The organism is Rhizobium sp. NXC14, assembly GCF_002117485.1.
Taxonomy (GTDB): domain Bacteria; phylum Pseudomonadota; class Alphaproteobacteria; order Rhizobiales; family Rhizobiaceae; genus Rhizobium.
This window is the reverse complement of the sequence record NZ_CP021033.1, coordinates 413,819-431,509: the sequence shown is the minus strand read 5'-3', so window position 1 is coordinate 431,509 and position 17,691 is coordinate 413,819. Positions and strand designations below refer to the sequence as shown.

Below are 17,691 nucleotides of genomic sequence, written 5' to 3'. Positions count from 1 at the left end.
TTTAAAATGGATGATCGATGAGCCTGAAAAGCATTATCATGAACGGACTGCTCGTGGCTGCCCTTTGTCTTGCGGTCTTTCTTCTCTACCGGATCTTCCAACAATATAGCCTCGATGAGATCGTTCAATCGGTTCGAAGCATTCCTCTTTCGACGTTCCTCACGGCGCTCGTCTTCGTGGCGGCATCCTATCTCTGCCTCAGCTGTTTTGATCTCCTGGCGATCCGTTCGCTCGGCAAATCCTTGCCCTATCGCAAAATCGTGCTGGCATCGTTCATCAGCCTTTCGCTCGGCCACAATATCGGCTTTGCCGGCCTGAGCAGCGGCGCCTTCCGTTATCGGTACTATTCGCGCTGGGGGCTGACGACGGAGGACGTGGCGAAGATTATCCTGTTTTGCGGCGTCACCGTCGGACTTGGGCTCGTCACGCTCGGCGGCCTTGCGCTGATCATTAATCCTTCCGACGCGGCACGCCTCATGCGCGTCGATGCGGGAAGCGCCCGCATCTTCGGGGTGCTGGCCCTGATCGTGCCTGTGGTCTATGCGGGCCTGGCGTTTTTCGTCCGCGGCAAGCTGCGGCTTTGGCGCTGGTCGTTTCAACTGCCACGCTTTTCGATCGCCGTGGCGCAGGTGGGCGTCGGGACAGTCAACTTCATGCTGGTGTCCGCTTGCCTGCACCAGATGCTTTCGACCTTCGGCGACGTTGCTTTTTTCCGGTCGGTTACGGCTTACGTGCTGGCCAATTCGGCGATCCTTGCGACGCATGTCCCCGGCGGTCTCGGCGTGCTGGAGGCGACCGTCTCCCATGTCGTGCCGCAGCAGGCGTCGATCGGTGCGCTGATCGCCTTCCGCTGCGCCTATTTTTTCATCCCGCTGGCGCTCGGCACGTCGCTTCTCCTGAGCATCGAACTCATCTTCCGGCGCTCAAGCCGTGCGGGTGAAGAGGCGGACGAGAGCGCCGAGGCCCAGTCGGTGTAAGAGGAGGAAGGGCCGGGCCGGGTCGAAGATCGCGGTGCCGGTGATCGGCGAGATGCTGCCTGACAATTCGACGGCAAATTCCCTGAGGCCACGAGCGCCGCCGTTCAGCGCGTCAATCGCCCCGATCATCGAGCCGCTTCGCCCGAAGGCGACGGCAAAAGTCTCGGGGGCCGTCCCGAGATATTCCGCCAGCAGCCGATCGCGCAGCTCCGAAATGGCGCGACGATGGTCTGCGTTTACAGCCTCGAACAGCAGATCGCATTCCGAATCAAGCCCTTCCGAACGATTGTTGAGATTGGAAGAGCCGATGCGGACCAGCTCGTCGTCGGCGATCATCAGTTTCGAATGGATGAGCACCTCAACTTCGCTGTCCGCCTGCGCTGACTGCCGGGGGGCTTCAGGCCCCGGCACTTTCGGCCCGGGCACGACGGGGTAGTAGACCCGCAGGCGGTTGGCGCGATCGGCGCGTTTGAGGCGGCGGATGACACGGTCGCGATTGCCGCCCATGACGAGCTTTTCGATCAGTCCGTGAGAGCTGCGCGTGCAGATGACGACCACCTCCGGCCCGTCCCTTTCCTGTAATCGTGCGGCGATGGCGTCGGCAACCCGGAAGGAGGCGAGATATTGCGCCTCGATGTAGAGCTGGCGCCGGGCTCGGGCGATGATCTCCAAGGTCGAGGCGATGCCGTCGCTGATGCCGCTACGCCAGGTGGTCGCCGGCTCTGTCAGGGCGAAACCCACAGGGACGTCCCGCAGCGAAACGGAAAGGGTATCCGGCCAGGCGAACGGCATGTTGTCGGCGAGCGCCAGGTGCTTTTCGCCGGTGGCTTCCTCCCAGCGCCGCCTGGCGATATCGCCGATCAGCCGGGCGGCGTCACCCGTGACCATTGCCTGCACGTCGTGGAGCGGGTCGTAAGGGGCGCCCTCGGGATCGCGCCGCAGCCTGTCTCTGGCACGATGGCGCCTCGTATCCCATCGTCGTGCCGTCAAGTCTATGCCGCCGATGAAGGCGACCGCGTCGTCGATGCAGACGAGCTTCTGGTGATGACAGCCGCGCAGCGCCCCTTGAAGAGCAAAACGCAAATCGATTCTGGCATTTCTGGGAAAATTCTTCTTTCGAAGCAGATCGATCGATTTGTCCGAATAGATCGGCCCAAGCGCCCAGATAAGGATGCGAATTTCGAGCTCGGGATTTTCCGCTGCCAGCGCATGCAGCAGGTCGGCCAAGGTTTCGTCGGACTTTTCGGGCTCCATCCGAATATTGGGATGGAAATCCCACCCAATGATCCACACATTGCGGCGGGCCTGCCGCAGCGCCCGCGAGACTTCGGCGAAATATGTGTTGCCATTGATCAGAAAGGCGGCTTTGTCCGCACGTCCCTGGAGCCGCAATGCCGTAGATCCCTCTTTTTCGCCGCTCGGATGTTGCGCTTTTGTTCGGGTTAGGTACGGTTGATCGGACATGGTTTGAAATGCGGTCATGTTTGCCTCTGCGATTTGACTGAATGCAAACGCCTGAAATTTCGCGCGGTTCCGATCAGGACGCTGCTGCCGGGGCGGACGGGCATAGAAAATGTAGGAAAAGAAATGTCACGACGAGCAGGCAGTGCCGACCTTCCCCTTCACGGGGGACGCGTGCCGCATTGGCTTGGCGACCGAATGACGCGGCTGGGAACGCTGATCACAGAAGCAATCGTTCATCATTATGGCCGCGATGAATTCCTGCGCCGGCTCGCCCACCCTTTCTGGTTCCAGTCCTTCGGCGCGGTCATGGGCATGGATTGGCATTCCTCCGGCATTACGACAAGCGTTCTCGGTGCATTGAAGCGCGGGCTGAAGCCGCGCGCCGGTGAGCTCGGCCTGCATGTCTGCGGCGGACGCGGGGCGCATTCACGCAGAACCCCGCAGGAGCTCGTCTCGATCGGCGAGCGCGTCGGTCTCGACGGCGAGGGGCTTGCGACGACGAGCCGCCTCATCGCCAAGGTCGACAGCGCCGCGCTTCAGGACGGCTTCGACCTTTATCTTCACGGCTTCATCGTCGCCGATGACGGCCATTGGGTGGTGGTGCAGCAGGGCATGAACGGTGACAGACGGCAGGCGCGGCGTTATCACTGGCTCTCCGAAGGGCTCGAAAGTTTCGTCGACTCGCCGCATGCAGCAATTGAAGGCAGAAGTCAGGGCGAAATCGTCAATCTCGCCGACAAACGCGCAGAGCGCTCGCGGCGCGGCCAGCTGGATCTGCTCGCGACCCTCGGCCCCGACAGAATCATCCGCGAGGCGGCCGCGCTGATGCGTGTGGAGGAGCCGGCGCCCGAACCCGCTGCACAGCCGATGCTGCCGCATCTCATCATGCCCGCTCATCACGACGTGCGCGAGAGCGATGTCCACATGCGTCGCCTGCATGGAAATCTGGCGGCAGCGGCCGACCGCGGGCCGGTGGATTTTCAGGAGTTGCTCCTCGTTCCAGGCGTCGGCGCCCGGACGGTGAAGGCGCTGGCGATGGTGGCGGAAGTGGTACACGGCGCGCCCTGCCGTTTTTCCGACCCGGCGCGCTTCTCGATCGCCCATGGCGGCAAGGATCGCCATCCCTTCCCGGTACCGCTCAAGGTCTATGACGAAACGATCGGCGTGATGAAATCGGCGGTGCTGAAGGGCAGGCTCGGGCGTGAAGAGGAGCTGCAGGCGCTGAAGCGCCTGGACGAGCAATCGCGGCAGATGGAACGCTATGTCACGGGTCCCGATCTCAAAGAGATCATCGCCGGCGAATTCCGCCAATCCGCCGATTTCGGCGGCCGCAGCGTCTTCGGCTGGGAGCCTCCCGGGGCTGAGGATTAGGGCATGACGGCGAATGTCTCAGCGATTTCGGGCGGCATCATGCCATCGATTCGGATTTTCAGGCCGATGCGCTGTTCAATCGCCCGGTGAAGGCACACCCTCACGGATCACTTTCGAAAAATCGTCGGAGGCGCCGGCACCTTTTGCCCGTGCGGCGATATGCGCCGCCGCTTTCAACTACTCAAAAGGTAGCTTCATGTCGAGTGCTTTCCGGTCATAGGCGAATTCCGGAAGGTAACCGTTCACGATCAGCCGCCAATCGAACGGAAATGCAGCGCCGACGGCCCGCATCATTTTGGCGGCAGTCGTGGTGCAGTTGGTAGTGAGCGAGTTGTAGAAGCGCGGGTGTTCGGCGAGCGTGTTCGCATCGCTCACATATTGCAGGAGAAGGCGAGTGGCATTGGCCGGCGGAACGCCCATGCGAAAAAGCTGAACGTCCTCGCCGCGTATGTTGGATCGAACAAGAATGACGTCGCTTTCGGTGGCCGCGATGATGACGAGGGGATTGCTTTTGAAGAGGTCGCCGATCGGAGAGAATTTGCCCCCCGCCGTCCTCCGCACTTCGATCGACCATGCCAGGTATTGGTCGTCATCGAACCCGAAACTCAGGATCATGTGTGCCATCTCGGGCCCTGCCCAATATGACATGAACAAATCGAGGCTCCTGAGCGTGTTCAGGTCGTAGGTGCGCGACTCCCATTTCTCCACAAAACCGCCATCCGTTTTCCAGGTGAAATTTCTGACATTGGTCAGCGTGAGGATGTTGCCGTTGACCGTGCCTGTCACCTGCCTGGCGACGTCTCCCGCCCAGTCGGCCGTCACCGGCGGCTTGATTGAGTTCCACCACACGGCGATGCCTGCAAAGCATAGGACGAAAGGAAGGATAACCAAGGAGCGTGGCTTCCAGATTATGGAAACTGCCGCGGCTACACCGACCGATGCGAGGACTCCTGCTGCGACCTGTCGGATCGGCAGGGAAACAGGCAGACGATAAAATAGCGCGAGAGAGGCCCATATGGTCGCCAGCAGAAACGCTAACCAGAAGACAGCCTTTGCAGCCCAGAACATTATGCGAACGAGCAGGGGCGCTTGCCGCCGTCCGCGGCCTGCAGATCTTGATGCACTTTGGCTGTTGTTGAAACTCATGACGCCTTCCTAGCCTTGGTTGAAGGTCAATCGATGAATTCGATGTCCCGGGCATGTGACGAGGGCCGAGAAGGCGTATTTATCCGGAGACGCGGCTCTCGTGACGGGCAGAACAATCTGTCTTGAACCGAGGACGCTTGTCCAGTCCGTATCGGACAAAACAAAAGGGTGTTACGTGCTGACGACAGTCGAATATTAGGTCCTTGCCCGCCGGAACGGCGCCAGCAAGATGATCCTTCCCGGCAAGACGCCGATCCGGTTTGTCAGTGCCCGTCCGGGGGGACGGCTTCCGACGGCACCGTCTCCTTCAGGTTCTTCCGGTGGAAGATGAAAAGACCGGCAAAGACGATGATTGCGGCGCCGACGATGATCTGCGCATCGGGAATGTCATTGAAGAAGATGTAGCCCAGTACGATCGCCCAGAGCAGCAGCGTATATTGCAGCGGCGCCAGCAGCGACGCCGGCGCGAGCTTGAGCGAGCGGGTGATGAGCAGATGCGCGCAGGTGGCGACGATGCCGAGCAGCAGCATGCCGGCCCAATCGATTGATGTTGCCGGCTGCCAGTTGCCGATGCTGAGCACGATGCCGGTGGCAAGGGCGGCGACCGTTTGCCATGTCACCAGCGTCGTGTCGCTGGTCGAGCGAAGGTAGCGGCTCATCACCAGTGACAGCGCGAAGGAAAAGCTGCCGGCGAGGCCGAAGAGAGAGGGAAGCGACAGCATCGCCGTCGAAGGGCGCAGTGCGATAACGACGCCGGCGAAGCCAACCAGAACGGCGAGCCAGCGGCGCCAGCCGATCTTTTCCCCGAGAAAGAAATGCGAGAGCGCCGCAATATAGATCGGCCCCGCCATATAGAAGGTCATGACATCGGCGAGCGGCAGATAGGCGACGGCCGCGTAGAACAGCGCGACATCGCCGGTCGCCAGGACGACCCGCATGAACTGCAAGCCTTTCTGCTCGACGCGGAGGAGGGCCATTGGCCCTTGCCGCAGGATCATCGGCCCCAGGACGATGAAGGCGCCGACCGAGCGGATCACCAGCACCTGGCCGACGGCAAAGCTTGCCACCAGCCATTTGCCCATCGCATCATTCAGGGCAAACAGCAGATCGCCGAGCAGCATCAGCACGACGCCCGTCATGATCAGGTTTCCGGCATTGGCGACAGCCGCCTTCGTCTTCATCTCTCGCATCCTCGCAAAAACGGCCGCGCGTGCGCGGCCAGGTGCGGATTCGACCCTAACGCTGCCGATGTGAACCATCCTGCGCTGCATCAGCGCATAGGTTCGAAAGGCGGAATCGGTTTTCGGAAAACACGATGCGTTGTTCTATAGTATTAGAGCGTCCATCGTGCGTCCGAAGGACGCACGGCGCTCTATGCTGGCCAAACTGCGCCAGTGTCCGTCAGGTTGAGCGCGAGCGGGAGGCCCGGCCTGTCTTCAGTATTTCCAGCTTGTGTAATCGTCAGCAACGCATCCGAACGGAGCTCGATCCTGGCCGAACCGCTTCCGCAATTGAATGCATCCCCATTTGTTCAATGGTGTCGGCATGAGATTGTTGATATCCATCCCCGGCGACTGGAAAGGTGTGCTGGCACTCGTCACATACCAAAGCCAGAAACCGATGAAGCCGGCCAGGATCAAGAGGAGGGTGCCGAAAAACAGCCGCAGCCGGCCCGCGACTGACATCGTTTTTCCGCGCTTGCCGATCAAGACCGGCACAGTCTGGCCACCGCCGAGCTGGGAGAATTGCGCAAGCGCAACCTTTCGCTCGTCATCCGTCAGCCCGATACGCTGCAGACGATCATCCAGAAGCACTGGCAGCGCTGTCCTGCCATGCCGGACCGCCAAGCCCACGGCTTTGCCGTTTGCCTCCCCCACAATCAAAGGCTCCTGACCTCCCTTCATCTGGGTGTAGGCTGATCGACCAGTCCGACCGTTGGCGATCTTGTCATTGTAGGTGACGGAAAGAATGTTGCGCTTGCGATGAAACGCAGCAATTTCCACCGGTATGGTATCCAAGAACGCCGGCTGGCGCAGATGCCGTTTGACCCTCCATATCCGCAGGGCCTGGAACAGTGTTCCAAGGCTCATGCTGCCAAGAAACAGGGCAAATACGGTGAGGGTTATGATCCGGTTCCAGAGCTTGTCAAGACCGAGGCTCATTGTCGCCAATTCCGGATGATCGGCCGAGATCACCACGCCGGTTTCATAGTCGCCGGTATGAAAATCGACGAACATCACTTCGGCTTCCGTGTCGTATTTGCGGCCGTCGTAATTGTAGACGAGGCGCGCCTCACAGTCAGTAAAGAAGAGCTTGCGTGTCGTGCATCTCCCGCTTTGGACGTCACCATTCTCAAGGGCCAACGGATTTTGGCTGATCTGAAAATCCCTGATGACGCCGGGCGCTTGCCAGGTGACTATAAACACCGCCAGTGCCGCGATGACGGGAGTGGCCCAGAAGTAAGCCCGCGGCGTGGAGATCACATCAGGTGCAAGCGATAAAGGGCGGCTGGGAAGAACGAGGGCAGGCACGAGAATGACGCCTTTCGAATATTGGGGCTGAGAATACGCCCGATAAGAATTTTGATCGAAGCGGGTGACAGCTTCGCGGTAATGATCGCATTGATACATTGTGCGCGGGTCAAGTGTCACTCTGGTTGTCTCTCGATGCCGGCACCTCTTCACAAAAAACTGAGGGCACTATGGAGCTACGCGGGCGGTGACCATTGGGGACTGTGCACTGAGGCTGAAGCGGACTGCCAGCTTTTCTCTGGAAGAGGAGGAGAGCTAGACCCGACCATACATACGGCTCGCCCGCAGCAAGCGTTGCGAATAGGGATGTTCGACCGCGCCTTTCACAAGGCTTCAATATCGACCTGTTCGACGATCTCACCCGTTTCCATGATGGCGACGCGGCTCCACTGCGAAATCGGGATCGCGCTTCAGGATCGGCAGTCGGGCCGGCGGATACTCGATCTTCGGCAGGGAAGCCGGCAGCCCATGCGTATAGGGGTGCGGGAATGATGTTCGAATTCAGCCCGCTGCCTTGACGTCCCGCCAGTCCGTTTGAATGTCGCCCTCGGCCTCCCAACCGCGAAGCAGCCGATGCAGCTCGTCGCGATCCTGCGCGTCTAGCCGCGTCAATCCCGGCACGCGCACCGGGCCAGCATCGAGGCCGGAATAGGTGACGGCCTCTTTGACGACGGTGACGTTCGCGCCGTTGCGGAACTTGGTGCGCATCCGCTCGAAGGGTTCAAGCTTGTTGACGATCGCTCTCGCCGCGGCGAAATCGCCTTTCTCAAGCGCTTCGTGGACGGCGAGCGAAAGCTTCGGGGCGACGTTGACGAGGCCTGAGGTGAAGCCGCGCGCGCCGGCTGCGGTGAATGTCGGCGCCCAGCTCTCCGCCAGGCCGCAGACGAATAGCGCGCCATTCGGATCGGCGGCGGGGATCGCCCGCGACAGCAGCATCAGATCAGTCGTGGCGAACTTGATGCCGGCAATATTGCCGTGGTTGGCGAGGCGGACGATCTCGGCGACGCTGAAACCTTCGGCCCTGACATAGGCGACGAGCGGCAGGGGGGAAGCATCGGCGAGATTGCAGAAATAATCGATCTGGGCCGATGGTGCCGCGAAAGGATCGACGGGCTGATGCGACATCACGGCGGAGGCGCCGATCGCGGCTGCATCCCTGGCCATGCCTATCGCCTCGCGCAGCGACCGGCCGATCGCCGCCGTCACCGGCGCGCGGCCGTCGACGCCTGAAACCGCCGCCTCGTGGACGATCCGGATCTCCTGCGGCGTCAGGGCATAGAATTCCCCGGTATTGCCGGCTGCGACGATGTTGTGAATGCCGGCCGCGGCTACCCGTTCATAAACCTTCGCGGTAATCCGGGGCTCGACTTCGCCCCCGGCGTCATAAGCCGTGACGGGAACGCCCGACACGCCCCTGAGCGCCTTGCGCATGATCGCGATGCTCATTTTTCTCCCCCGTCGCTTTCCATCAGGATGATTGTTTGGCGAAGCGGAAAGGCGGCAGGCCCTCCGCATCCACGTCGAAGGCGATGACCGTGCCAGCCTCGAAACGTCCGGTGCGGTCTGTCGACAGGCTCGTGACGTAGAGGGTCCTGAAATCAGGCCCTCCGAAACACGGCATTGTCGGCGCTGCGACCGGCAGAATGTAGATTTCGACGATTTCGCCTTCGGGCGATATCCGGTTGAGACGACCGGCAGAGACGCCGGCACTCCAATAGAACCCGTCGCGATCGGTGGTCGCCCCGTCGGGACGGCCTTGCTCTTCGGTGAAACTGCGCAGCTGCCGAGCCTCGCCGAGTTCGCCCGTCTCGGAATCGAAATCGAAGACTTGGAGGAAGCACTGCCGGCTGTCGGAGTGATACATCCGCCGGCCGTCCGGCGACCAGGCAAGGCCGTTGGAACTCGTCAGCCCCGTTGCCGCGGTCCGCGTGCTGCCATCCGGCCCGACACGGAAGAGCGCCGCGTCATTCACCTGCGGCTTGGCCTCGCTGATCGAGCCGACCCAGAAGTGGCCATCCGGCCCAACCTTGCCGTCGTTGAGGCGGCCGATCATCTCGCGTCCGACCGGATCGCACAAAAATTGGAGATCACGAGACACGGGATCGAAGAGATGGACGCCGGTCCGGAGGCCGACAACGATCCGGCCGTCGCGGCAAAGTCCAAGACTACCGGCCGCGGAAGGCATGTCGAAGCGCTCCACCTTGCCGTCTGCCGAGCACCGGACCACCGCCGGCGCGAGGATATCGACGAGCCAGAGAGCGCCGGTCTGCTCGTCCCACACGGGCGATTCACCGACCGTCAGCGGTTGCTGCAGGACCGAACGAGCCTTCGGCTCGATGAGCCGGGGCGCCGTCACGAGATTTTCTCCAGGTCTTTGACGAGGCCCTCGGCATCGCGCATGCGGATGTTGCCGTCGTGATTGAATTCGCAGAAACCGCCGCCCTGGAATGCAAGGGCGACCCGCCCCTCCGCTCGGTCCTCGATACGGGCGTGATCACGCGGCCGATCCTGCGGCTGGTAACCAAGCCGTGTCGCCAGATCATTGTCCCACCATTTCGTGTCGGTATCGGAAACGCCGTAAACAACCGTTGCGGCGATCTGCGGGTGGGTGAGGCCGATCAGCACCAGTTGCGCCAGATCGCGGGCGCTGATCCAGATCGCGATCGAGCGCTCGCTGTTCGGGTAGGTGCCGGCGTTGCCGATGCGGATGGAAAGGGAGCGAATGCCCGATGTGTCGTAATAGAGACCCGCCACCAGTTCGCCCCAGCATTTTGACAGTCCGTAGGGGCTGTCCGGCCGCATGGGATCGAGCGGCGAGATGACTTGGCCGCGCGGGTAAAAACCCGTGGCATGGTTGCTCGAGGCGTAGACCATCCTCTCGACCTTGTTGATCCGAGCCGCCTCGTAGAGATTGTACGTCCCGAGCACATTGGCCTGCAAAATGGCATTCATGTCGACTCCGCTGGCGATGCCGGCAAGATGAATGGCCCCGTCGACACCGCGCAAAGCGGCCGTGGCCTCGTCGAGCTTCGACAGATCGGCACGGACGAAGCTCTCATTCTCGGCCAGTTCCTCGGGCTCATGAATGTCGATGAGGCTGAGATGCTCGAAATGCTGCCGGAGAAACGGGCGCAGCAGCGTCCCGACACGTCCGGCGGCGCCCGTCATCGCGATCCGTCTCATCGTCGTTCCTCCCATTGTCGCTCAAACCCCCTGGAACATGCGGGCGCGCGCATTCAGTATGTGTCTCTTCATCGCGTCGTGCGCTTCGGTTTCCCGCCGTGCGAAGATCGCCTCGACGATCACCGCATGCTCGTCCTGGACGCTGCGGATCTGCTCCGGGGTCCGCTTCAGGCTCAGGCTTCGCGTTACGGAATGGCCGATGGCGAAATGCGGCTTGAACCATTCGCGCACGGTGATGTGAAACTGATTGCCCGTCGCCATCGCAATCGCATCGTGCAGGGCCTGGTCTTCGTCGGCGCCGAGTTCGCCGTTCTTCAGACATTGCTCGATGGCAAGAAGCGCCTCGGTGATCCGCTCCTTGTCGGCCGGCTGCCAGTTTCGCGCGGCAAGCTCTGCAGCTTCGGCCTCGAGGCCGGCGCGGAATTCGAAGAACCGCTGGACATCGGCGAGCGAGCCGACCGGAACCATTTTCAGCATCGACGAATCCGGCCGTTGCCGGACATAGGAACCGGAGCCCTTGCGTGAAACGACGAGACCATCGGCCCTCAGGCGTTCGAGCGCTTCACGCACGACGGGTCTTGAGGCGCCGAAATCGGCGGCTAGCCTTGTTTCCGACGGCAGCCGCTCGTTAACCGGAAAATGGCCGTCCGCGATCATTTCCACGATCTTCTCGTAGATGATATCGCTGAAGCGTGTTGCGCCCCGGGTCGAAACGGCATCGACTGCAAACGACATTATCGCTCTTTTCTCTCCCGCCAAGTGGCAAATTCACGCCCATCGGCTCTTCCGGCGAATAGAAGCCAGATATGCCTTCCAGACCATGCGCCGGCATGGCGTCGCCCCGTCGCCGGCCGTGATAAAACCCGTTTACAGCATCTGACAGCTTGAGCTTCATCTGCCAGTCACGGTAGAACGTCCAATGGCTTGGCGCCTGGTTCGATATTGTATCGCTATAGAATCTGTAATTATCTGTCAACTCTTGTAATCATTTGAGAACGTGTCTATGGTTTCGTCCTAGCGCCGAGGAGGGCGCAAAATGGCGGTCGGGAGCCCGCCGCACCAGCCGGGAATAGCCTGTACCGGCATAAAGGGGAGGAATCGATGCCCAATGAATTTCTGTCTCGCGGTGTCACCCGCCGCGCCGTTCTCGGCGGCATGGCTGGTGCTGCAGCATTGTCCATCGCCGGTCGCGCCTTCGCGGCTGGCGGCGAAGCGCCTGCGCTGGCTCAGCTGGTCAAAGACGGCAAACTGCCGCCTCTTACCGAGCGCCTGCCGAAGAAGCCGATGGTCGTCACGCCGTTCGAGAAGGTCGGCACCTATGGCGGCACGCTGCGCCGCGGCCTGCGCGGCTCATCCGACCACAACGGCATCCTGCGCATGGTCGGCAACCAGAGCCTCGTGCGCTGGAATCTGGAGTTCACCGCCGTGCAGCCGAACCTTGCCGAGCGCTGGGAGGTCAGCGACGACGCGACGCAATTCACCTTCCATCTGATCGAAGGTGTGCGCTGGTCCGACGGCCAACCCTTCACGGCCGACGACATCGTTTTTGCGATCGAAGACTGCGTCAAGAACACCGAACTTTACAGCGCGACACCGTCGCAGCTCTCCGTTGCCGGCAAGCCGGTTACTGTCGAGAAGATCGACGATTATACGGTGAAGTTCACCTTCGCGGCGCCGAACGCGCTTTATCTCGAAAATCTCGCCACGCCGCTCGGCCAGCATCCGACGCTCTTCCCGAAGCATTACTGCAGCCAGTTCTTGCCGAAGTACAATCCCAACATCGAGGCCGATGCGAAGAAGGCTGGCGTTACCAGCTGGACGGAGCTCTTCCGCAGCCGCTGCGGCGATATCGAGATCCCGACGCGCTGGGGCAATGTCGACAAGCCGACGCTCGATCCTTGGGTCGTCAAGGAGCCCTATGTCGGCGGCGCCACGCGCGTCGTCATGGCCCGGAACCCCTATTTCTGGCAGGTCGATACAGCAGGCAACCAGCTTCCCTACATCGATGAGATCAACTTCGGCATCTCGCAGGATGTCGAATCGCTGATGCTGAACGTCATCTCCGGAAAGATCGATATCCAGGAACGTCACATCAGCGTGCTGGCGAACAAGCCGACGCTGTCCCAGAACATGCAGAAGGGCGATTATCGACTGCTGACGCTCGTTCCTTCCGCCTCGCAGCAGTGCCAGATCTATTTCAACATCACCCATAAAGATCCTGCCCTGCGCAAGATGTTTGCCGACAAATCGTTCCGGCAGGCGCTCTCGATCGGCATCAATCGCCAGGAACTGATCGACATCGTCTATTTCGGCCAAAGCGAGCCCTATCAGGCGGGGCCACGTCCCACCCATCCCTGGTATCACGAGAAATACGCTCGGCAATTCACCGAATATGACGTCGATAAAGCCGGCGCGATGCTAGATCAGGCTGGCTACAAAAAGGGGCCCGACGGCTTCCGCCTTCGGCCGGACGGTCAAAAGGTGTTCTTCTCGGTCGACGTCATTCCGACGCTTTATCCCGATCTCGTCGATGCCCTGGAGCTGGTAAAGACGCATTGGTCGCAGATTGGCATCGACATGAAGGTCAATACGATCGAGCGGGCGCTCTATTATACCCGCGGCGACGACAATGCCCATGATGCGCAGGTGTGGCCGGGGCCGGGTGGTCTCGATCCGATGCTCGACCCGCGTGATTTCTTCGCCTTCCATCCGCAGGGTTCGCGTTACGCCATTCCGTGGACGCTCTGGTACACATCCAACGGTGCGCGTGGCGAGGAGCCGCCGGAAAGCCAAAAGAAGCGCATGAAGCTGTTCGACGAAGCGCGTTCGACGGCCGATCTCGACAAGCGCGGCGCAATCATGAAGCAGATCTTCGACATCGCGGCGGAGGAATTCGAGACTGTCGGACTTTGCCTCGCCGTCGGCGGCTTCGGCATCATCCGCAATAATCTGCGCAATGTTCCCGAGAAGCAGCCGGATAGCTGGTCCTGGCCCAATCCGGGACCTGCGATGCCGCAGCAGTTCACCTTCACGAGCTGATTTGATCGAGCGCCGTACCGACGGTACGGCGCTTTATTCGGTTCGCCTTCCGAGATGCCTGCGGGCGATGAGAGCCGGTAAGGCCAGGAGGGCGGTACTCAATGCAAGAGGCGCCCATGCTGGTCTTTATCGCCAAACGTTTGTTGTGGATGATTCCATCGCTCTTTGCCGTCAGCTTCCTCGCATTCGTGCTGATCCAGCTGCCGCCGGGTGACTACGTCACGACCTACATTGCGACGCTGGCGGCTTCCAACGAAATCGTCGATCAGAACACCGCGGCACAATTGCGCGAACGCTTCGGACTCGATGACCCGATGCTCATCCAATATTTCAAGTGGATCTGGGGCATCCTCTCGCGCGGCGACTTCGGCATTTCCTTCGAATGGCAGCAGCCGGTGTCCGACCTGATCTGGGAGCGTATGGCGCTGACCCTGGTTCTCGCTCTTTCGACATTGATCGTCACCTGGGCAATCGCGCTGCCGATCGGCGTCTTTTCCGCCGTCCGCAAATATTCGATTGGGGACTACTTCTTCACCGCCTTCACCTTCTTCGGCCTGGCCGTTCCGTCCTTCCTGCTGGCGCTGGTGCTGATGTATGTCGCGGCGGTCGAATTCGGCCAGGATGTCGGCGGGCTGTTTTCGCCGCAATATGAGAATGCGCCCTGGAGTTTTGCAAAGATGGGCGATCTCTTCTCGCATCTCTGGCTTCCCGTCATCATTCTTGCCGTGTCCTCGACGGCGAGCCTCATCCGCGTGATGCGCGCCAATATGCTTGACGAACTGCCGAAGCCCTACGTGACGACGGCGCGGGCAAAGGGGCTCTCGGAGTTCCGACTGCTGATGAAATATCCTTTGATGATCGCCCTCAACCCGTTCATCTCGACGATTGCCTGGTTGCTGCCCAATCTCATCTCCGGCTCGGTTGTCGTCGCCATCGTTCTCAACCTGCCGACGGCGGCGCCCTTGCTGCTGCAGGCGCTGATGGCCCAGGACATGTATCTGGCGGGCGCCTTCGTTCTGCTGATCTGCGCGCTGACGCTGATAGGCTCTCTGATCAGCGACATCCTGCTTGCGCTGGTCGATCCCCGCATCCGGTTGGAATAGGAGCCCGATATGGCCGACATCGCCGTTACAAATATTCAGCCGGACCGCGCCGCCGTCGCATCGCAGTGGCAGCTGATCTGGTGGGCTTTTCGCCGCCACAAACTGGCCATGGTGGCGCTCGTCGTTACCGTGCTGATGTACATCGTTGCACTGGTTCCCGGCTTCTTCGCCATCAACGATCCGAACTTGCAAAATGCGCGCGCGACCTTTCACCCGCCGCAGAAAGTGCATCTGATCGATACCGAGAACGGGTTTTCGTTCGGCCTGCATTATTATCCGATGAAGCTGACCCGCGATCCAGAAACGCTCGCCGCCATCTTCAAGGAAGACACGACGAAGCGGATCGATGTCCAGTTCTTCGGGCGTGGCTATGATTATTCCGTATTTGGCCTGTTCAACACCAACATCCATCTGATCGCCTCGCCCGACAAGACGACGCCGCTGCTTCTCTTCGGTGCCGACCGGCTTGGCCGCGATGTCTTCAGCCGGACGGTGCAGGGTTCGCAGGTGTCGCTGTCGATCGGCCTCGTCGGGGTCTTCCTGTCGTTGATGCTCGGCATCGTGATCGGCGGTATCTCCGGATATTACGGTGGCCGCATCGATTTCTTCATGCAGCGTGTGATCGATTTCGTGCTGTCTCTGCCGACGATACCGATCTGGCTCGCCATGGCTGCAGCCCTGCCGCAGGATTGGCCGGCGACGCTGCAATATATGATGATCACGATCATCCTGTCGCTGACCGGCTGGGCCCAGCTTGCCCGCGTCGTTCGTGGTCGTTTCCTGTCGTTGCGCACCGAGGAATTCGTCGCTGCCGCCAGACTGGATGGCGTTCGCGAAGGCCGCATCATCTTTCGCCACATGCTGCCGAGCTTTGCCAGCCACATTATCGCGTCGATCACCCTCGCAGTGCCGGCGATGATTCTGGCCGAAACCTCTCTTTCCTTCCTAGGGCTCGGGCTGCAGCCGCCGACCATTTCCTGGGGCGTGCTGCTGCGCGAGGCCCAGAACATTCGTTCGATCGCCACGGCGCCCTGGCTATTCCTGCCGGGCTGCGCCGTCGTGGTCGCCGTCATGGCGCTCAATCTCCTCGGCGACGGTCTGCGCGACGCGGCCGACCCCTACAACAAATGAGGCCGGCATGATCGACATCGTTCCCATTGCCGGCAGGCCGCTGCTCGAAGTGAAGAACCTCACCGTCGAGTTCCCGCTGCGCACCGGCGTCTTTCGCGCCGTCAACGACCTGTCCTTTACAATAGAGCCGGGCAAGACGCTCTGCGTGGTCGGTGAAAGCGGATCCGGAAAGTCGGTGACGGCGCGCTCGATCCTGCAGATCGTCGATGCGCCCGGTCGCATCGCCGGCGGCTCGATCACACTGAATCACCCGAAGGGCGGCTCGATCAATCTAGCCAGCCTCAATCCGCGCGGACGCCAGATCCGGGCGATCCGCGGCCGCGATATCGCCATGATCTTCCAGGAGCCGATGTCGTCGCTGTCGCCCATCCATACTGTCGGCAACCAGATTATCGAGGCGCTTCGCCTTCACACCAGGATGAGCAAGGCCGAAGCGCGAGCGGAAGCCATATCGCTGCTCAAACAGGTTGAAATTCCCGCGCCTGAGAAAGCGCTGGATCGATATGCCTTCCAATATTCCGGCGGCATGCGCCAGCGCGCGATGATAGCCATGGCGCTCGCCTGCAAGCCGCAGCTGCTGATCGCCGACGAGCCGACCACGGCCCTCGACGTGACGACGCAGGCCGAAATTCTGGACCTGATCGCCCGGCTGCAGAAGGCCAACGGCATGGCCGTTCTCTTCATTACCCATGATATGGGCGTCGTGGCGCAGATCGCCGACGATGTGCTTGTGATGCACAATGGCGTTGCCAAGGAATATGCACCGGTCGAGCAGATCTTTCACGCTCCGAAAGACGATTATACCCGCATGTTGATCGGCTCCGTGCTGAAGCTTGAGCAGAAGGCCGAGATTCGCCTGGCGCGGGCGCCGCTCGATCGGACGGCGGCGCCGATCCTGGAATTGCGTAATCTTTCGATGGATTTCGGCGAGGTAAAAGCACTCGACGACGTCTCCATTTCGCTGCTGCCGGGCGAAACCCTCGGCATCGTCGGGGAGAGCGGATCCGGTAAGACGACCATGGGCCGCTCGATCATGCGGCTGATCGATCCGACAGCCGGCGAGATTCTCTATCGCCGGGCCGATGGCGGCATCATCGACCTGGCAATGGCAAAAGGCCAGACGCTTGCCGCCGCGCGCCGCGAATTGCGCATGGTGTTCCAGGATCCCTTCGGCTCCCTCAATCCGCGCATGACCGTCTCCCAGATCATCGGCGAACCGCTGCTCGTCAACGGTATCGCCAAGGGACGGGCGCTGGACGAGCGCGTCTGCCATCTGATGGAGCAGGTCGGCCTCGATCCGAGGGCGCGCGAACGCTATCCGCACGCCTTCTCCGGCGGTCAGCGCCAGCGTATCGGCATTGCCCGCGCCATTACGCTCAACCCCCGCGTCATCGTCGCCGACGAGGCGACCTCGGCGCTCGACGTCTCCGTGCGCTCGCAGGTGCTCGATCTGCTGATGCGTCTGCAGGATCAGCTCGGGCTTGCCTATATCTTCATTAGTCATGACATCGGCGTCATCCGCTACATGTGCGACCGCGTCGGCGTCATGTACAAGGGCCAGCTCGTCGAAATCGGCGAAGCGGAAAAGGTCTGCCGCACGCCCGAGCACGCCTACACGCAAGCGCTCATATCAGCCATTCCGCGCCCCGATCCACGCGACCGCGATCATTCGCGGCGCTTCCGCTATGTCGCTCCAGACAGTCTGAGGAACGGGAGCTCGCAGCGATGAAGATCACCGGCATCAGA

13 protein-coding genes and 2 pseudogenes are annotated in these 17,691 nt (G+C 61.1%); 6 read left to right on the top strand and 9 right to left on the bottom strand.

The genetic code is table 11. The features are described from left to right. The first annotated feature begins 17 nt into the window (after positions 1-17). Entirely contained in the window at positions 18-977 is a 960-nt protein-coding gene (locus NXC14_RS30060) for a lysylphosphatidylglycerol synthase domain-containing protein (RefSeq protein ID WP_085781662.1), read from the top strand. On the opposite strand, the gene NXC14_RS30055 is transcribed toward NXC14_RS30060, so the two are convergent. Beyond that, entirely contained in the window at positions 924-2,459 is a 1,536-nt protein-coding gene (locus NXC14_RS30055) for a phospholipase D-like domain-containing protein (RefSeq protein ID WP_085781661.1), read from the bottom strand. The two genes, NXC14_RS30060 and NXC14_RS30055, sit on opposite strands and share 54 nt — an antisense overlap. A 105-nt stretch (positions 2,460-2,564) precedes the next feature. Between NXC14_RS30055 and NXC14_RS30050 the strand changes: the two genes are divergently transcribed. Beyond that, complete coding sequence (locus NXC14_RS30050) at positions 2,565-3,812, top strand: DUF763 domain-containing protein (RefSeq protein ID WP_085781660.1); 1,248 nt, start codon at positions 2,565-2,567, stop codon at positions 3,810-3,812. A 75-nt stretch (positions 3,813-3,887) separates the two neighbouring features. Here NXC14_RS30050 and NXC14_RS30045 read toward each other — a convergent pair. From NXC14_RS30045 to NXC14_RS30015, 8 genes and pseudogenes are all read right to left on the bottom strand, one after another. Then, a pseudogene (locus NXC14_RS30045) lies at positions 3,888-4,880 on the bottom strand (DUF4105 domain-containing protein). Positions 4,881-5,221: 341 nt separating this feature from the next. Then, a complete protein-coding gene (locus tag NXC14_RS30040) occupies positions 5,222-6,139 on the bottom strand; it encodes a DMT family transporter (protein ID WP_085782056.1) in 918 nt (305 codons plus the stop codon). A 255-nt stretch (positions 6,140-6,394) separates the two neighbouring features. Then, positions 6,395-7,489, bottom strand: a complete 1,095-nt coding sequence (locus NXC14_RS30035) for a hypothetical protein (RefSeq protein WP_085782055.1) — start codon at positions 7,487-7,489, stop codon at positions 6,395-6,397. A gap of 255 nt (positions 7,490-7,744) precedes the next feature. Next, positions 7,745-7,875 (bottom strand): annotated as a pseudogene (locus tag NXC14_RS33760) (ABC transporter ATP-binding protein); the annotation flags it as partial. 115 nt (positions 7,876-7,990) lie between these two features. Beyond that, positions 7,991-8,935 (bottom strand): dihydrodipicolinate synthase family protein, encoded by a 945-nt coding sequence (locus NXC14_RS30030; RefSeq protein ID WP_085781659.1) that lies wholly within the window; start codon positions 8,933-8,935, stop codon positions 7,991-7,993. A 22-nt stretch (positions 8,936-8,957) separates the two neighbouring features. Beyond that, positions 8,958-9,845: an SMP-30/gluconolactonase/LRE family protein gene (locus NXC14_RS30025; RefSeq protein ID WP_085781658.1), complete on the bottom strand. Its 888-nt coding sequence runs from the start codon at positions 9,843-9,845 to the stop codon at positions 8,958-8,960. After that, the gene (locus tag NXC14_RS30020; protein WP_085781657.1) at positions 9,842-10,672 is read right to left on the bottom strand and encodes an NAD(P)-dependent oxidoreductase; all 831 of its coding nucleotides are present in this window, start codon (positions 10,670-10,672) and stop codon (positions 9,842-9,844) included. Before NXC14_RS30020 ends, NXC14_RS30025 begins: the two co-directional genes overlap by 4 nt. A 21-nt stretch (positions 10,673-10,693) precedes the next feature. Continuing rightward, positions 10,694-11,407 (bottom strand): FadR/GntR family transcriptional regulator, encoded by a 714-nt coding sequence (locus NXC14_RS30015; protein WP_085781656.1) that lies wholly within the window; start codon positions 11,405-11,407, stop codon positions 10,694-10,696. 366 nt (positions 11,408-11,773) lie between these two features. Between NXC14_RS30015 and NXC14_RS30010 the strand changes: the two genes are divergently transcribed. From NXC14_RS30010 to NXC14_RS29995, 4 genes are all read left to right on the top strand, one after another. After that, positions 11,774-13,711: an ABC transporter substrate-binding protein gene (locus NXC14_RS30010; RefSeq protein ID WP_085781655.1), complete on the top strand. Its 1,938-nt coding sequence runs from the start codon at positions 11,774-11,776 to the stop codon at positions 13,709-13,711. Positions 13,712-13,827: 116 nt separating this feature from the next. After that, the gene (locus NXC14_RS30005) at positions 13,828-14,814 is read left to right on the top strand and encodes an ABC transporter permease (RefSeq protein WP_085782054.1); all 987 of its coding nucleotides are present in this window, start codon (positions 13,828-13,830) and stop codon (positions 14,812-14,814) included. Positions 14,815-14,823: 9 nt separating this feature from the next. Further along, on the top strand, positions 14,824-15,945 hold the full coding sequence (locus tag NXC14_RS30000; RefSeq protein WP_085781654.1) for an ABC transporter permease: 1,122 nt from the start codon (positions 14,824-14,826) through the stop codon (positions 15,943-15,945). Positions 15,946-15,952: 7 nt separating this feature from the next. After that, positions 15,953-17,674, top strand: coding sequence for an ABC transporter ATP-binding protein (locus NXC14_RS29995; protein ID WP_085781653.1), 1,722 nt, complete (start codon positions 15,953-15,955; stop codon positions 17,672-17,674). The last annotated feature ends 17 nt before the right edge of the window (positions 17,675-17,691 follow it).